Origin of the sequence: Streptomyces sp. Je 1-79, from assembly GCF_025195125.1 — a bacterium.
Lineage (GTDB): Bacteria > Actinomycetota > Actinomycetes > Streptomycetales > Streptomycetaceae > Streptomyces.
Map to the genome: position 1 here is coordinate 38787 of NZ_JAMGSL010000002.1, position 15758 is coordinate 54544.

Below are 15758 nucleotides of genomic sequence, written 5' to 3' on the forward strand. Positions count from 1 at the left end.
GGTCAGTTGGTCCTTTCGAGGAGGCGGCCGGAGGGCTCGGCCAGGGTGCCGCGGTCGGCGATGCGTTCTCCGCGCAGCCAGGTGGACGTCACGACGCCGTGCAGGGTCCGGCCCGCGTAGGCGGTGACCCGGTTGCGGTGCTCCAGGTCGGCCGGGTCGACGGTGAACGTGGCCTCGGGGTCCAGGACGGCGAAGTCGGCGTCGCGGCCGGCCTCGATCGCGCCCTTGCGCTCCAGGCCCGCGAGCCGGGCGGGGCCCTCGGACATCCAGCGGGCGACGTCGGTCAGGTCGTGGCCGCGGCGGCGGGCCTCGGTCCAGATGGCCGGCAGGCCGAGCTGGAGGGAGGAGATGCCGCCCCAGGCGGAGGCGAAGTCCGGGGTCTTGAGGTCGGCGGTGGAGGGCGAGTGGTCGGAGACGATGCAGTCGATCGTCCCGTCCGCGAGCCCTTCCCAGAGCGCGTCCTGGTTGGCGGCCTCGCGGATCGGCGGGCAGCACTTGAACTCGGTCGCGCCGTCGGGGACCTCCTCCGCGGTGAGCGTGAGGAAGTGCGGGCAGGACTCGACGGTGATCTTGACGCCCTCGTCCTTCGCGGCCCGGATCAGCGGCAGCGCGTCGGAGGAGGAGAGGTGCAGCACGTGCACGCGCGCGTTGAGCCGGCGGGCCTGGTCGATCAGGTTCTGGATCGCGGTGTTCTCGGCGTCGCGCGGCCGGGAGGCGAGGAAGTCGGCGTACTTGCCGCCCGCCTTCTGCGGCGCCGCGGCCAGGTGGTGCGGGTCCTCGGCGTGCACGATCATCAGGCCGTCGAAGCCGGCGATCTCCGCCAGGGAGTTGGCCAGCTGCTCCTGGTCCAGCTCGGGGAACTCGTCCACCCCGGACGGCGACAGGAAGCACTTGAAGCCGTAGACGCCGGCGTCGTACAGCGGGCGGAGGTCCTTGACGTTGTCGGGGAGCGCGCCGCCCCAGAAACCGACGTCGATGTGCGCCTTGGCGCGGGCGACGTCCTGCTTGATCCGCAGGTGGTCGACCGTGGTGGTCGACGGCAGCGAGTTGAGCGGCATGTCGAGGAGCGTGGTGATACCACCGGCGGCCGCGGCGCGGGTGGCGGTCCAGAAGCCCTCCCACTCGGTGCGGCCCGGGTCGTTCACATGGACGTGGGTGTCGACGAGCCCGGGGAGCACGACGTCGTCGCCGACGTCCTCCAGCCGGGCACCGGCCGGTACCTCGGCGTCGTACGGCAGCACCGCGGCGATGGTCCCGCCGGAGACGGCGATCGACGCGGGCCGCGTCCCCTCGGGGGTGATGACGCGAGTCGAGCGCAGTACCAGGTTGACGTCCACCCGTACCCCTTTCCAGCAGAATTTCAACGAACTGTTGAAGGAGTCTTCACTCGGGACGACATGCCGTCAAGGGCACACTTCCAGCATGACCCCGTCGCCCCGACTCGCGCCGCACCCCACTTGGATGTTTCCATGAAGTGGAATCGGAATTTCGTACAGTAGAACGTAGCTCCGTACATGCGGGGCGGAGGCGGACGCCGCCGGGCACCCGCCGACACCGGACAAACACCCCCCTGACCGGCCTGTACGCCAGGACCGGGGCCGTGTGTCCGACCGGACGGCCCGGTAGGCTGCTGCCTTGCCCGCCTGCCCCGAAAGGACCTTGACGTGCCGACGTCCAGCGCCAGCACCACCGACGCCGCCAAGCCCGCCGCCGCGAGCGGTGGCGTCCAGTCCCTCGAGCGTGCCTTCGACCTCCTGGAGCGGATGGCCGATGCCGGGGGCGAGGTCGGGCTGAGCGAGCTCTCCGCCAGCAGCGGGCTGCCGCTGCCCACCATCCACCGGCTGATGCGCACGCTCGTGGCCTGCGGCTACGTACGCCAGCAGCCCAACCGCCGGTACGCGCTCGGCCCCCGGCTCATCCGCCTCGGCGAGTCGGCCTCCCGGCTGCTCGGCACCTGGGCGCGGCCGTACCTCGCGCGGCTCGTCGAGGAGACGGGCGAGACCGCGAACATGGCGCTGCTCGACGGGGACGAGATCGTGTACGTCGCCCAGGTGCCGTCCAAGCACTCGATGCGCATGTTCACCGAGGTCGGCCGGCGCGTGCTGCCGCACTCCACGGGCGTGGGCAAGGCGCTGCTGGCCTACACCCCGGCGGACGAGGTGCGGGCGCTGCTCTCCCGTACGGGAATGCCGGCCGCGACCGAGAAGACGATCACCACGCCCGAGGGCTTCCTGGACGCGCTCGCCGTGGTGCGGGACGCGGGGTACGCGGTCGACGACAACGAGCAGGAGATAGGAGTCCGCTGCCTCGCGGTGTCGGTCCCCAACTCCCCCACCGCGGCGGCGATCTCGATCTCGGGCCCGGCGGGCCGCGTGACGGAGGCGGCGACGGAGAAGATCGTCCCGATCCTCCAGGAGGTCGCGCAGGAACTCTCGACGGCCCTCGCGAACACGGCGGGCAACGGCACCGCGTAGCCCTTACACGTGGGCCCCCGCCCCCGCCGGGGGCGGCGCCCACCCGTACCCACCGCCCCAGGCGGAGCAGGCCCCGCACGGGGGCGTCGAGCCTGTCAGGAAGACGGCGCCCGTTCCGTCACGCGGCCGTCGTGGACCTGGATCGTCGTGTCCACGCGGGCCACGTGCGCCCGGTCGTGGGTCACCAGGACCGTCGCCGTCCCCCGCTCCCGCGTCAGCGACGCCAGCAGCTCCACCACCGCCGCTCCCCGCTCGTGGTCCAGCGCGCTCGTGGGCTCGTCGACGAGCAGGACCGACGGCTCGTTCATCAGGGCCCTCGCGATGTTGACCCGCTGGCGCTGCCCGCCGGAGAGCTGGTGCGGGCGGCGGCCCGCCCGGTCCACGAGGCCCACCGCGTCCAGGAGGGCCAGGGCACGCTCCCGTACCGCCTTCGGCTTCTTCCCCGACAGATGCGCCATCACCTGCAGCTGCTCCACGACCGTCAGGGACGGCAGCAGGTTCGGCTGCTGGAAGACGATCCCGATCCGCTCGCGCCGCAGCGCCGCGCGGCCCGCGGGGTCCAGCGCCCCCGTCTCCGTACCGGCCACGACGACCCGCCCCCGGTCCGGGGTGACCAGCGTCGCCGCCACCGCCAGCAGGCTGGACTTGCCGGAGCCCGAGGGCCCGACGACGGCCGTGAGGTGGCCGGCCGGGACGTGGAGGGAGACCGCGTCGAGCGCGGTGAGCCGCCCCTCGCCGTCCGGGTAGGTCAGCGTCACGTCTTCGAGCAGCAGGGTCATCGGGCGCTCCCGAGCGCGGTCAGGGGGTCGACGGCGGTGATCCGCCGGATGGACAGGGCCGCGCCGAGGACACCGAGCGCGATCATCACGGCGGCCGGCCCGAGCACGGTCAGCGGTTCGAGTACGAAGGGCACGTCGCCGCCGCTGATCAGCGCCCCGGCGCCGACCGCGACACCGGTGCCGAGCAGCGTGCCCGCCGTCAGCATCAGCACCGCCTGTCCGAGCGCGTCCTTCAGCAGGTACGGCGTCGAGGCGCCGAGTGCCTTCAGCACGGCCACGTCCCCGCTGCGCTGGATGGTCCAGACGGTGAAGAAGGCCCCTATGACGAGGGCCGAGATCACGAAGAGGAAGCCGCGCATCATCTGCAGCGAGCCGTTCTCGGCCTGGTAGGACCCTATGGCGGTGAGCGCCTCGTCGATCGTCCGCGACTCGGTGCCCAGCGCCGCGTCGCCCGCCCCGAGGCCGGTCTCGTCCGCGACCTCCAGCGCGACGACCGTCGCCTGCTCCTCGGGCGTCGTGCCGTTGTGGCCGAGCTTCTGCCAGTCGTCGAGCGAGGTCCAGACGACGGGCGTGTGGCTGTACGAGGCGTCGCCCGCGACGGCCGCGACGCGCGCCTCCAGCGGACCGAGGCGTACGGCCCCGCCCACGCCGACGCCCAGCTCCTCGGCCGCGGACGTGGAGAGGACGACCCGTCCCGGCCCGAGCTTGCCGCTGTCGGGCGCGAGGGCCGCCGACGGCTCCGTACCGAACGCGGAGACGGCGGCCGTACGGTCCCCCGCGGCGCCGTTGAGCGTACGGATGCCCAGCGGCTGCGCCTGCGTGACGCCGGGCCGCTCCGCCCACCGCCTCCACTGGCTCTCCGTCACCGTCGAGTTGGTGAAGGAGACCGACTGGCCGGACGGCGGGGCGGCGAAGGCCAGCCGGTCCGCCGGCAGTCCGGTGATCGCCGAGACGTTCTCGCGGGCGAGTCCGGCGGTCAGCCCGGACAGCAGCCCGACGAGCAGGGTGATGAGCACGATCACCGTGCCCATCAGGGTGAATCGCCCCTTGGCGAATCTCAGGTCTCTCCATGCCACGAACATGGCGCCAGCCTTCCGGGCTCCGCCGCCCCGAGGCATCGCGCCACGGATGGCTCCGCAATCAAACTTTCGGTTGAGTCCGGATTGTCTGCCCCCGCCTACGCTGGACGGACCATGGATCCGCGTTCCCTCACCCCCGCCCTGCGTGCCCTGCGCGTCTGTCTGCACCTGCTGATGGCGGGGCTGCTGGCCCTCGCCGCGGTCCGGGCGGGCTCCGGCGCCGGAGTCGGGCTCGCGGTGCTGACGGGCGCGGTCTACCTCTCCGGGGCGGTCCTGCCCTCCGTACGGGACTCTCAGCGGGCCGCCGCGCTGTGGCTGGCCGCGCTGTGCGCGTCCTGGCTGGCGCTGCTCGCGGCCACCCCCGACGGACTGTGGGTGGCGTTCCCGCTCTACTTCCTCCAGCTCCATCTGCTGCCGGTGCGCTGGGCGCTGCCTGCCGTCGCCCTGACCGCGGCCGCGGCGGTCCTCTCGTACGTACGCCATGGCGCGCCGCTCAACCCCGGGGTCTTCATCGGGCCCCTGCTCGGCGCGGCGGTCGCCGTGGCGACGGTCCTCGGCTATCAGGCGCTGTACCGGGAGAGCGAGCGGCGCCGCCGGATGGTGGAGGAGCTGATCGCGACCCGGGCCGAGCTGGCGGCGGCCGAGCGGCACGCGGGGACGCTGGCGGAGCGCGAGCGCCTGGCGCGGGAGATCCACGACACGCTGGCGCAGGGTCTGTCGTCGATCCAGCTGCTGCTGCGGGCCGCCGAGCGGGCGCTGCCGGAGGGTTCGCCGGCCGCCGGACACATCGAGGGGGCGCGGCGGGCGGCGCAGGACAACCTGGCGGAGGCACGGCGGTTCGTCCGGGCGCTGTCGCCGCCGGACCTGGAGCACGGCTCGCTCGCGGCGGCCCTGGAGCGGCTGTGCGAGCCGAGCCCCGACCCCGAGGTGCCCCTGCGCGCCCGGTTCACGGTGAGCGGGACGCCGGTGGAACTGCCGACGCCGTACGAGGTGGCTCTGCTCCGGATCGCGCAGTCGGCGTTCGCGAACACGGTGCGGCACGCGTCGGCGGCGCGCGCCGAGATCACGCTGTCCTTCATGGACGCCTCGGTGACCCTGGACGTGGTCGACGACGGCAAGGGCTTCGACCCCGCGCTGCTCTCGTCCTCCGCGGAGGGCGGCTTCGGGCTGCCGGCGATGCGCTCGCGGGCGGAGTCGCTGGGCGGCACGTTCACGGTGGAGTCCGCGCCCGGTCAGGGCACGGCCGTCGCCGTGTCCCTCCCTCTTCCCGCCGGAGTGTCGACATGACGATTCGTCTTCTGCTGGCCGACGACCATCCGGTGGTACGGGCCGGGCTGCGCGCGGTCCTGGACACGGAGTCCGACTTCGCCGTGGTCGGCGAGGCGGCGACGGCCGAGCGGGCCGTGGAGCTGGCCGCGGCGGGCGGGGTGGACGTGGTCCTGATGGACCTGCAGTTCGGGTCCGGGATGCACGGCTCGGAGGCGACGGCGGCGATCACCGCGCGGGCCGGCGGGCCGCGGGTCCTGGTCCTGGTCCTGACCACCTACGACACCGACGCGGACATCCTGGCGGCGGTCGAGGCGGGGGCCTCGGGCTATCTGCTGAAGGACGCCCCGCCGGAGGAGCTGGCGGCGGCGGTCCGTACGGCGGCGGCCGGCCAGTCGGCGCTTGCCCCGGCGGTGGCGCACCGGCTGATGGACCGGATGCGGACACCGGCGGAGGCGCTGACCAAGCGCGAGCTGGAGGTGCTCCAGTTGGTGGGAGAGGGGCTGTCCAACCAGCAGATCAGCAAGGCGCTGTTCCTGAGCCAGGCGACCGTGAAGTCCCACCTGGTGCACATCTTCGCGAAGCTGGGCGTCGACTCCCGTACGGCGGCGGTGGCGGCGGCGACCGCGCGCCGCCTCATCAGGCGGTGACGGGGCCGCCCGTTCGCGGACCGCACTCGGCCCCCGGCGCGTCAGGCGGCCGCGGCCGCGCGTCGTATCGCGTCGAGCGCGCGGGTCACGTCGTCCTCGGTCGTGGACCAGTTGCTGACCGAGATGCGCATGACCCGTCGGCCGTGCCAGGTGGAGCCGCTGATCCACGTCGTGCCGTCGTCGAGCAGCCGGGCCAGCACCCGTTCCGTGCGCGCTTCGTCGCCGAAGTCGGCGCAGACCTGGGTGAACACCACGTCGTTGAGGACGGTGGCGCCGTCGATCCGGGCGATTCCGGCGGCGAACGCGGTGGCGTGCCGGCAGAGCCGCTCGACGAGGTCGGCCACGCCCGACCGGCCCAGGGATCTGAGGGCCGCCCACACGGGGAAGGCCCTGCCGCGCCGGGAGAGCTCGGGGACCTTGTCGACGGGGTCGCCGAGCGCGTCATGGATGAGGTAGTCGCCGCGCAGGCCCATCGCGGCCCGTAGCGCGGCCGGATCGCGCACGATCGCCAGGCCGCAGTCGTAGGGGACGTTCAGGGTCTTGTGCGCGTCGGTGGCCCAGGAGTCGGCCTGCTCGCACCCCGCCGTCAGGGCGGCGTACCGCGGGGAGGCGGCGGCCCAGAGTCCGAACGCGCCGTCGACGTGCACCCATGCCTCGGCCTCGCGGGCGACGCGTACCGACTCGGGGAAGGGGTCGAAGGCGCCGGAGTGGATGTCCCCGGCCTGCAGGACCACGAGTGCGGGGCCCTGCCCGGCCGCCAGGGTGTGCCGCAGGGCCTCCGGCCGGATGCGCCCCTGGTCGTCCGCCTCCACGAGGTCGGGGCGCCCGAGGCCCAGGTAGCGCAGGGCCAGGTCGACGGCCATGTGGCGGTCCGCGCCGGCGACGACGCGTACGGCCGGCCCGCCCGCGAGGCCGTCGCGGGCGACATCGCGGCCGACGCGCCGCAGCACCGCGTCCCGCCCGGCGGCCAGGCAGGTGAAGTTCGCCATCGTGGCGCCCGTGGTGAAGCCGACGGAGCTGCCGTCCGGCAGGCCGAGCAGATCGAGCAGCCATGCACCGGCGATCTCCTCGACCGCCGCGTACGCGGGCGAGGCGGCGCGCATCACGCTGTTCTGGTCCCAGGCGCTGACCAGCCAGTCCGTGGCCAGGGCGGCCGGTTCACCGCCGCCGATCACGAAGCCGAAGAAGCGGCCGCTGGGAAAGGCGGTGAGCCCCGGTTCGCCGGCCGTGGCCAGGAGATCGACGACGTCGGCGGGCGGGCTCGGCCCGTCGGGCAGCGCGGTGCCGAGCGCGCGCACGATCTCGTCGACCGATGCGCGGGCGGGGACCGGGCGGTCGGACAGGCTGGCCAGCCAGCGGACGGCATGGTCGTACGCCTGGCGGAGCGCCGCCTCGCGCGCGTCCATACCTCGGACTATGGGACAGTCGGCTCCCGCCCGCAAGCCGCGGCCGGCCCGGCCCCCGGCGGCCCGTCACGGGGACGGCGTCACCGGAGCTCGTGCGGCGGTTCCCCGAAGAGTTCGACCGCCCGACGGACGCTCGTCAAGCCGTTCGACAGGGCGCTGACGGAGCCGATCGAGCCGGCGATCAGGAGCAGGGAGCGGCGAAGGCGCCGTACCTCGGGAACTCCGCTGACGGCCATCGCGTCCAGCGCGGCGAGTTCGTCCTCGGCGATCCCCCGGTCGGCGAACTCGACGGGGTGGCCCGCCAGTTCGCGACGGAGCCGGGAGACGGCAGCACGCAGCTCCCTCACCCTCGGGTCCTCGCCGCTGCCGGTTGTCACACGCCTCTGCCCAACGCTTCGCAACAAAGTTCTCCCCCTCGCACGACACTGTGCGGCGAACTCCCCCCACCGGCCTGACCCGTCGAACGATGGTCAGGTGCCCGGAGCCGCGAGCCAGTTAACGCCATCGCGCGCCGGGTGCGCCACTCCGTGGACGTAATTCAGGCGTCCGTGTGCGCGCCGGTGCGCGGGGCGGCATGGGGTATGCAGTCCCCATGACACAGACACCGCATTCCTCCCCGCAGATCGCCGGTCTGCTCCTCGCCGCGGGCGGCGGCCAGCGCCTCGGCGGCCGCCCCAAGGCGCTCCTGACGCACCGCGGCCGGCCGCTGGTCGAGCACGCGGTGCGGGTGCTGCGCGAGGGGGGCTGCGAGGTGGTCCACGTCGTCCTCGGCGCCTCTGCCGATCTCGTACGGGAGCGGGCCGAGCTGCCCGGCTGCGTCCTGGTCGACAACCCGGAGTGGGCCGAGGGCATGGGCTCGTCGCTGCGGGCCGGTCTCGCCTCGCTGACCGCGCAGGCGCTCCCGGTGGACGCGGCGCTGGTGTCGCTGGTCGACCAGCCGGGGATCGGTGCCGAGGCGGTGGCGCGGATCCGGTCGGCGTACCGCTCGCGCGACGCGCTGGCGGCGGCTTCGTACGACGGGAAGCGCGGCCACCCGGTGCTGTTCGGCGCGGACCGCTGGGCGGGGATCGCGGCGGGGGCGGTCGGCGACCAGGGGGCGCGTGACTATCTGAAGGTCCACCGGGATGCGATCACCCTCGTGGACTGTTCGGATGTGGCCGAGCCCTACGACATCGACACGGAGGCGGATCTGGCCCACCTTGAGTGAAGGGTGTGGCACTGAGCGCCATGTTCTGTCGATCCGGAGAATCTCGACATCAACAAACCATTGAACTTCCACCATGAGGAAACTAGTATCCACTGTTCAGAAGCGCCTGATCCCTGACGGCGCTCCGCGGCCGTATCTCGGCGCCTGCGGCACTCCGTGCCGACCCCTGACGCCCGGCGGCCGCAAGGCACCGCCCGTGAAGCCCGCTGAAGGAAGTGACAGTTCATGTCCGCACCAGCGCCGTCCCCCCTGGCCGTCGTCGAAGCCGAGCCCCTGCCGAGGCAGGAGGAGGTGCTGACCGACGCGGCCCTCGCCTTCGTGGCGGAGCTGCACCGGCGGTTCACGCCGCGCCGGGACGAGCTCCTTGCCCGCCGGGCGGAGCGCCGCGCCGAGATCGCCCGTACCTCGACCCTCGACTTCCTGCCGGAGACCGCCGCCGTCCGGGCGGACGACTCCTGGCGCGTCGCGCCGGCCCCGGCGGCCCTGAACGACCGCCGCGTCGAGATCACCGGCCCGACCGACCGCAAGATGACGATCAACGCCCTGAACTCGGGCGCCAGGGTCTGGCTCGCGGACTTCGAGGACGCCTCGGCCCCGACGTGGGAGAACGTGGTCCTCGGCCAGGTCAACCTGATCGACGCGTACGCCCGGAAGATCGACTTCACGGACCCGAGGTCGGGCAAGTCGTACGCGCTGAAGCCGGCCGACGAGCTGGCCACGGTCGTGATGCGGCCGCGCGGCTGGCACCTGGAGGAGCGCCACCTCACCTTCGAGGGCCGCCCGGTCCCCGGCGCGCTCGTCGACTTCGGCCTGTACTTCTTCCACAACGCCAAGCGCCTCATCGAGCTCGGCAAGGGCCCGTACTTCTACCTCCCGAAGACGGAGTCGCACCTGGAGGCCCGCCTCTGGAACGACATCTTCGTCTACGCCCAGGAGTACGTCGGCATCCCGCAGGGCACCGTCCGCGCCACCGTCCTGATCGAGACGATCACGGCCGCGTACGAGATGGAGGAGATCCTCTACGAGCTCCGCGACCACGCGGCGGGCCTCAACGCGGGCCGCTGGGACTACCTCTTCTCCATCGTCAAGAACTTCCGTGACGGCGGGCAGAAGTTCGTCCTCCCGGACCGCAACGCGGTCACGATGACGGCCCCGTTCATGCGGGCGTACACCGAACTCCTCGTCCGCACCTGCCACAAGCGCGGCGCGCACGCCATCGGCGGCATGGCGGCCTTCATCCCGTCCCGCAAGGACGCCGAGGTCAACAAGGTCGCCTTCGAGAAGGTCAAGGCGGACAAGGACCGCGAGGCCGGCGACGGTTTCGACGGCTCCTGGGTCGCCCACCCGGACCTGGTCCCGATCGCGATGGCCTCCTTCGACGCCGTCCTCGGCGACCGGCCCAACCAGAAGGACCGGCTGCGCGAGGACGTCTCGGTGGCGCCCGGCGACCTGATCGCGATCGACTCGCTCGACGCGAGGCCGACCTACGACGGCCTGCGCAACGCCGTCCAGGTCGGCACCCGCTACATCGAGGCCTGGCTCCGCGGTCTCGGCGCGGTCGCCATCTTCAACCTGATGGAGGACGCGGCCACGGCGGAGATCTCGCGCTCGCAGATCTGGCAGTGGATCAACGCGGGTGTCGAGTTCGAGCACGACGGAACGACCGTGAAGGCCACCCCCGAGCTGGCCCGCAAGGTCGCGGCGGAGGAGCTGGCCGCGATCCGCGAGGAGATCGGCGAGGAGGCCTTCGCGGCCGGCAAGTGGCAGCAGGCGCACGACCTCCTGCTCCACGTCTCCCTCGACGCCGACTACGCGGACTTCCTGACGCTCCCGGCGTACGACCAGCTGGTCGGCTGACCCGCACAGCGGCCGAACAGCACGCGGTAACCCCGCGAAACCGGCTCCGCCCCTGGTGTACGCACAGCACCGGGGGCGGAGCCGTTCCGCGCTCCACTCAAGAGCGTTTCGCTCCACGGTGTTTCGCTCCGGTGCGTTTCACAGGGCACGTGACGTAACCGAGACCGACCCCTACCTAGCGGTAACAAGCCACGGCATGCGAGATTCCGCCATGCCACCGGCCGGCGGCTGTCCCCCACTCCTCTGCACCGACGCAGGAGAACACAGCCATGCCCAGAGCCCCCCGCCGCACCGTCCGAAGATCCCTCGCCGCCGCCCTGTCGCTGATCGGCCTGCTGGCCGCGGGAGTGACCCCCGCCGGCGCGGCCGCCGGCGCGGGACCGACCGCCGTCGTGTCGATGGGCGACAGCTACATCTCCGGCGAGGCCGGGCGCTGGCAGGGCAACAGCCTGACCACCGCCGGCAACCGGAACGGCACCGACCGGGCCTGGACGGGAAGCGCGTACGACCCCTCCCGGGTGTACGGCGCGACGGCGGCGAACGGCTGCCACCGCTCCGACTCGGCCGAGGTACGGAGCGCGGGCGGGATCGCCTCGGCCCTGATCAACCTGGCCTGCTCGGGCGCGACGACCAAGAACGTCTTCCGTGCCTCGCAGGGCGGTGTGGCGTACAAGGGCGAGGCGCCGCAGGCCGACCAGCTGGCGGCGGTCGCGGCCTCGCACGACGTCGAGGTGATCGTGCTGTCGATCGGCGGCAACGACCTGGGCTTCGCCGACATCATCAGGAGCTGCGCGACCGACTACATCGTCTGGTACTCGTACTGCCACGACGACCAGCAGGACGAGGTCGACGCGAAGATCGACACCGCGATGGCGAACGTCGGCAGGTCCGTCGACGAGATCCGGGCGGTGATGTCGGGCGCCGGATACGCCGCCTCCGACTACCGGATCGTCCTCCAGTCGTACCCCTCCCCCATCCCGCGCGCGTCCGAGAACCGGTACGCGGAGAGCGGCTGGACCCGGACGAACACGGGCGGCTGCCCCTTCTGGAACCTGGACTCCGACTGGGCGCGGGACACACTGGTCCCCCAGGTCTCGAACCGGCTCAAGGGGGTCGCGGCGAGCAAGGGCGTCCAGTTCATGGATCTGCGCGACATGCTCCAGGGCCGTGAGGTGTGTGCGAAGACCAGCAAACTGGTCAGCGCGACGGTGCCGGCCTCGGCCGCGACGAGCGAGTGGGCGCGCTGGATCGACCCGAACGAGACCCAGGGGCCGGTCCAGGAGAACGTCCACCCCAACCACTACGGCCAAGCGGCGCTCGGCCGCTGTCTCGCGCTGATCCACGCGCGGCCGAGCGGCAACTTCTCCTGCCGCAACACCGCCGGGACCGGAGCCTCCGGGATGTATCTGACGGCCGTCTCCTGACCGGTCGCACCAGACCCCCCACGGGGATCAGCGGGCGCGGCGTCCGCGCCGACCGCGACGCCGCGCCCGCGTGCTCGTCCCCTTCAGGGCCGGAAGCGCGATGCCGAACGCGCCGAGCGTCCGCTCCGCGCGGTACGGGTCGGCGGCCGCCATCTCCTTGACCAGGGCGTCCACTCCGCCCGGCCAGCCCTCGCCGGCGGCGTCGAGGACGGCCCGCCCGTCGGCCGCGCGGCGGTAGAGCCGGTCCATGATCAGCACGGCGCGGGCGGACAGCGGCACACGGGTCTCGTCCGCCGGCTCGCCCCGGGCGTGCAGGACACCGCAGGCGTACGCGCCCATCACCGGGTCGTCGAGCGCGCCGCGCAGCGCCTCGGCGGGGACGGCTTCGGGGTCGAGGAAACCGAACAGGGCGCGGGTGTAGGCGGCCTCGAAGGTGCCGGCGTTGACGGTGCCGAGGGCGTCGAGCAGCGCGGACCAGGCCTCCACTGTGTCGCCGTGGGCGTGCACCCACTCGGCGAGGACCCGGGTGGCGGCGGAGGCGGACCAGCCCTCGGCGGCGGCGATCACGGTCGGGGCGTCCCAGGCCGCGGCCTCCTTGGCGTCCGGCGCCGCGACCCAGCGCACCCGCAGCAGGTAGTGGAGGACCTCGACGCCCCACGGGGTGAGGCCGAAGGCGTCGCCGGTGCGGAAGACCATGCCGGTGCCGGTCAGCCGGTCGACGGTGGCGGCCATGGCCCGGGCGGAGGATTCCAGGCCGGCCCGGTCGTCGTCCGTGACCGGCGATCCCGTGAGCCGGGCCAGCTCCTCGGCGGGCGGCACCTGGTACTCCTCGGGGGCGCTCGCCGGCACGAGGACGGGTGCGTCCTCCAGCCGGGGGTCGACCGGCCAGTCCTCGAACTCGGCGGCGCGGCGTGCGACCGACTCGGCGCAGGCGCCCCGCTGGTAGAGCGCGTACAGCAGATGCGCGGCCTCGCCGTCGTACAGACCGCCGTCCTCGCCCTTCATCTCCTCGACGGCCGCGGCGAGCAGGTCCGCACCGGCCTCGACGGACCGCTTGGGCTCGTGGGCCTCGACGGGCGGGGGCGGCAGCGGGACGGAGGAGTCGCCGTAGTAGTTCAGGTGCTCGTCGAGGAGGGTGTCGGCGAGGGCGAGATGCGGGAAGGCGTCCGAGCCCGGCGCGAGATGGGCGTACGGCCCCGTGAGCGCGCCCGAGAGGCCCTCGGCGGTCCACCGGTCGACCAGCAGGCCCCCGAGCGCGGCCACTCCGTGCGCGACGTCCCCGTCGGTCAGCAGCGGGCCCGCGGGCGAGGGCGCCTCCGCCTCCCGTACGTACGCGCCGGTGAGCGCCTCGGCGAGCATCATGTCGGCGAGGTCGGTGCGGTTCATCAGGTCCGCCCGGTGGAGCCCGTCGGGCGGCCGCAGCCCGTCGTGTCCGGCGAGCCAGGCCCGTACGGCGGCGGGATCGCCGGGGTCGGTCCCGTCGGCGCGCAGCAGCGAGGCGTACCAGCGCTGCCAGGTGTAGTTGGCGGGGTCGTTCATCGCCCGTTCGAAGTCGGGCACGACGTCCTCGACCGCGGCCACGATCCGCGCCTGCCGCTTCCCGGTCAGCCGCCCCGCCTCCCGTACCCGCGCGGTGAGCGCGACGAGCACGGCGGGATAGGCCGCCAGCTCCTCGGGCGTCGCGTACACGAAGGCCGGCGCGTCCTCGACGAGCAGCCGTCGCACCAGCTCCACGCTCGGCTCGGGCAGCCCGCTGCGCCGGTCGGCCCCGCGCAGGGCCAGCAGTGCGAGCACCGCGTCGGCGGCGCGTACGGACGAAGGGTCGCGGAGCTCCGGTGTTCCGTCGAGGAACGCGTCGAGCCCGGTGTTGGTGAGCACGGTCCCTGCCACCTTTCCCAGGGTAGTTCCGGCACGGGCCGGACGACGAGGCCTGGGGCGGCGCCGTCATGGGACGACAACGGTGCGTTGTGCCGAGAAGTCACCCCAGGTGCCGTCGGGGAGGCGGGCGCGGAGTTTGACGCTGTAGCGGGTGCCCGCGGTGGTGGGGACCGTGAAGGTGTAGCGGGCCTCGGCGGGCGGCGGGTCGGTGCCCCAGATGATCGTGGTGGCGAAGGCCTCGTTGAGGTAGAGCTGGTGTTCCGTCACGGGGGCGCCGGTGCGCGGTGGGGTCCAGGTCAGTGTGATCTCGCCCTTCGTGGCCTTGGCTTCGAGGTCCGTGGGGGCCGTGTTGGGGGCGGCACCGGGGGCCGTTGCGGTGGTCAGGTCGGCGGGGGCGCTGTCCGGGGAGGAGTTCTCGGCGGCGTCGCGGGCGCGGACCGTGAACGAGTAGACCGTGCCGGGGCGCAGGCCGGTGAGGCGGGCGGTGGTGGTCGTGCCGGGGACGGTGTGGATCCGGGCGTCGGCCTGGTAGACGTCGTACGCGGTGACCTTGGTGTCGTCGCGGGCCGCGCTCCAGGTCAGGGTGGCCGCGTGGCTGCCGTCGGGGGTGGCGCGCAGGGCCCGGGGGGCGGAGGGCGCGGAGCGGTCCTGGGCGGTGGCGGCGAGGGTGGTGGCGGGGACGGTCGTGCTGTGCGGGGAGCGGTTGCCGGCGGCGTCGCGGGCGCGGACGGTGAAGGCGTACGGGGTCGAGGGCGTGAGGTTCACGATGTCGGTCATGAGGGTCGTCGCGGGCAGGTCCTTGACCTTGCGGCCCTGCTGGTAGACCTCGTAGCCGGTGACCGCGCGGTCGTCGGCGGCCGCGCTCCACATGACGTGGACGGTGCTCGCGCTGCCGGCGGACGCGGTGACTCCGGTGGGGGCGGTGGGGTCGCGGGTGTCCTTCTCCGGTCCGCCGGAACAGGCGGCGAGGGTGAGGGCGGCGACGGTCAACACGCTTGCGGCGAGCGGGCGTTGCACAGGAATGCCTCCGTCCGTCGGAATGGTCCAGACCTGTATCCCACGGGGTGGTGGCGCCCGGCAAGAGGTCGTTGTCAGTGGCGTGCGCTTCACTGGATTCGTCACTCTCCGTGACTGAACGAGGGGGGAATCATGACGGACCGTATGACGTACGTGACGCCGGCGGGGCTGCGGGCGCGTGGCTGGACCGACGCGATGGTGCGCGACCTGCTGGGAGCGCCGGATGTGCAGGGGCGGGACCCGCGACGGTGGTCGATCGCGCCCGTGCGGCTGTACCGGGTGGCGCGGGTGGAGGCGGTGGAGCGGACACCGGAGTTCACACGGTGCGCGGCCGCCTCGGGGCGGCGCTCCTCCGCCGCGGAGGCGGGGGCCGAGGGGCGCCGGCAGGCGGTGCTCGCCGCGATCCGGGCGGAGCCGATCGAGGTGCCCCGGCTCTCGGCGGCCGAGCTGGAGCGGCGCGCGGTCCGGCACCGCCACCTGCTCGGGGCGCGCAGCCCCGGCGGGGGCACGGCCGGGGCGCTGGTGCGGTGGGAGGTGAGCTATCTGCGGCACGCGCTGTCGCGGTACGAGTACCTGCTCGACGGCCTGTACGGGTCGACGGGCCGGGCCGAGGCCGAACGGCTGCTGCGCCGCAGGGTCTACGAGGCGATCGCGGCCGCGTATCCCGCGCTGGCGCAGGAGTGCCGGCGTCGCATCGGCGCCGAGCGATGAGTTCCGGCGT

The 15758-nt window shown here is 73.4% G+C and carries 14 protein-coding genes; 7 read left to right on the top strand and 7 right to left on the bottom strand.

The window, feature by feature from the left end; all coding sequences use genetic code 11:
* Nucleotides 1-2 precede the first annotated feature (2 nt).
* Nucleotides 3-1337 (bottom strand): allantoinase AllB, encoded by a 1335-nt coding sequence (gene allB, locus M5362_RS03170; protein WP_260225738.1) that lies wholly within the window; start codon nt 1335-1337, stop codon nt 3-5.
* A gap of 327 nt (nt 1338-1664) precedes the next feature.
* Between allB and M5362_RS03175 the strand changes: the two genes are divergently transcribed.
* On the top strand, nt 1665-2474 hold the full coding sequence (locus M5362_RS03175; RefSeq protein WP_260225739.1) for an IclR family transcriptional regulator: 810 nt from the start codon (nt 1665-1667) through the stop codon (nt 2472-2474).
* Between the two features lie 95 nt (nt 2475-2569).
* Here the strand turns inward: M5362_RS03175 and M5362_RS03180 are convergent, their stop codons facing one another.
* Together M5362_RS03180 and M5362_RS03185 are read right to left on the bottom strand one after the other, a co-directional pair.
* A complete protein-coding gene (locus tag M5362_RS03180; RefSeq protein ID WP_260225740.1) occupies nt 2570-3253 on the bottom strand; it encodes an ABC transporter ATP-binding protein in 684 nt (227 codons plus the stop codon).
* The gene (locus tag M5362_RS03185) at nt 3250-4335 is read right to left on the bottom strand and encodes an ABC transporter permease (RefSeq protein WP_260225741.1); all 1086 of its coding nucleotides are present in this window, start codon (nt 4333-4335) and stop codon (nt 3250-3252) included. The genes M5362_RS03180 and M5362_RS03185 overlap by 4 nt, the downstream gene beginning before the upstream one ends.
* Nucleotides 4336-4446: 111 nt before the next feature.
* On the opposite strand from M5362_RS03185, the gene M5362_RS03190 reads away from it, so the two are divergent.
* The gene (locus tag M5362_RS03190) at nt 4447-5619 is read left to right on the top strand and encodes a sensor histidine kinase (RefSeq protein WP_260225742.1); all 1173 of its coding nucleotides are present in this window, start codon (nt 4447-4449) and stop codon (nt 5617-5619) included.
* Entirely contained in the window at nt 5616-6248 is a 633-nt protein-coding gene (locus M5362_RS03195) for a response regulator transcription factor (protein ID WP_260225743.1), read from the top strand. Before M5362_RS03190 ends, M5362_RS03195 begins: the two co-directional genes overlap by 4 nt.
* A 41-nt stretch (nt 6249-6289) precedes the next feature.
* Here M5362_RS03195 and M5362_RS03200 read toward each other — a convergent pair whose 3' ends face one another.
* Both M5362_RS03200 and M5362_RS03205 read right to left on the bottom strand, forming a co-directional pair.
* Complete coding sequence (locus M5362_RS03200; protein ID WP_260225744.1) at nt 6290-7654, bottom strand: pyridoxal-dependent decarboxylase; 1365 nt, start codon at nt 7652-7654, stop codon at nt 6290-6292.
* A gap of 80 nt (nt 7655-7734) precedes the next feature.
* Complete coding sequence (locus M5362_RS03205; RefSeq protein ID WP_260225745.1) at nt 7735-8058, bottom strand: DUF5955 family protein; 324 nt, start codon at nt 8056-8058, stop codon at nt 7735-7737.
* 188 nt (nt 8059-8246) lie between these two features.
* On the opposite strand from M5362_RS03205, the gene M5362_RS03210 reads away from it, so the two are divergent.
* From M5362_RS03210 to M5362_RS03220, 3 genes are all read left to right on the top strand, one after another.
* Nucleotides 8247-8861, top strand: coding sequence for an NTP transferase domain-containing protein (locus tag M5362_RS03210; RefSeq protein WP_260225746.1), 615 nt, complete (start codon nt 8247-8249; stop codon nt 8859-8861).
* Nucleotides 8862-9086: 225 nt separating this feature from the next.
* Complete coding sequence (gene aceB / locus M5362_RS03215) at nt 9087-10718, top strand: malate synthase A (RefSeq protein ID WP_260225747.1); 1632 nt, start codon at nt 9087-9089, stop codon at nt 10716-10718.
* A 269-nt stretch (nt 10719-10987) separates the two neighbouring features.
* On the top strand, nt 10988-12142 hold the full coding sequence (locus tag M5362_RS03220) for a GDSL-type esterase/lipase family protein (RefSeq protein WP_260225748.1): 1155 nt from the start codon (nt 10988-10990) through the stop codon (nt 12140-12142).
* Between the two features lie 27 nt (nt 12143-12169).
* On the opposite strand, the gene M5362_RS03225 is transcribed toward M5362_RS03220, so the two are convergent.
* On the bottom strand, nt 12170-14032 hold the full coding sequence (locus tag M5362_RS03225) for a hypothetical protein (RefSeq protein ID WP_260225749.1): 1863 nt from the start codon (nt 14030-14032) through the stop codon (nt 12170-12172).
* Between the two features lie 54 nt (nt 14033-14086).
* Complete coding sequence (locus tag M5362_RS03230) at nt 14087-15037, bottom strand: fibronectin type III domain-containing protein (RefSeq protein WP_260225750.1); 951 nt, start codon at nt 15035-15037, stop codon at nt 14087-14089.
* A gap of 132 nt (nt 15038-15169) precedes the next feature.
* Between M5362_RS03230 and M5362_RS03235 the strand changes: the two genes are divergently transcribed.
* Nucleotides 15170-15748: a hypothetical protein gene (locus tag M5362_RS03235; protein WP_260225751.1), complete on the top strand. Its 579-nt coding sequence runs from the start codon at nt 15170-15172 to the stop codon at nt 15746-15748.
* Nucleotides 15749-15758: the final 10 nt, after the last annotated feature.

Coding starts and splice junctions, on each gene's coding strand:
- M5362_RS03195 (WP_260225743.1), top strand. CDS start 5,616: ATGACGATTCGTCTTCTGCTGGCCGACGACCATCCGGTGGTACGGGCC.
- aceB (WP_260225747.1), top strand. CDS start 9,087: ATGTCCGCACCAGCGCCGTCCCCCCTGGCCGTCGTCGAAGCCGAGCCC.
- M5362_RS03210 (WP_260225746.1), top strand. CDS start 8,247: ATGACACAGACACCGCATTCCTCCCCGCAGATCGCCGGTCTGCTCCTC.
- M5362_RS03190 (WP_260225742.1), top strand. CDS start 4,447: ATGGATCCGCGTTCCCTCACCCCCGCCCTGCGTGCCCTGCGCGTCTGT.
- M5362_RS03220 (WP_260225748.1), top strand. CDS start 10,988: ATGCCCAGAGCCCCCCGCCGCACCGTCCGAAGATCCCTCGCCGCCGCC.
- M5362_RS03200 (WP_260225744.1), bottom strand. CDS start 7,654: ATGGACGCGCGCGAGGCGGCGCTCCGCCAGGCGTACGACCATGCCGTC.
- M5362_RS03235 (WP_260225751.1), top strand. CDS start 15,170: ATGACGGACCGTATGACGTACGTGACGCCGGCGGGGCTGCGGGCGCGT.
- M5362_RS03185 (WP_260225741.1), bottom strand. CDS start 4,335: ATGTTCGTGGCATGGAGAGACCTGAGATTCGCCAAGGGGCGATTCACC.
- M5362_RS03180 (WP_260225740.1), bottom strand. CDS start 3,253: ATGACCCTGCTGCTCGAAGACGTGACGCTGACCTACCCGGACGGCGAG.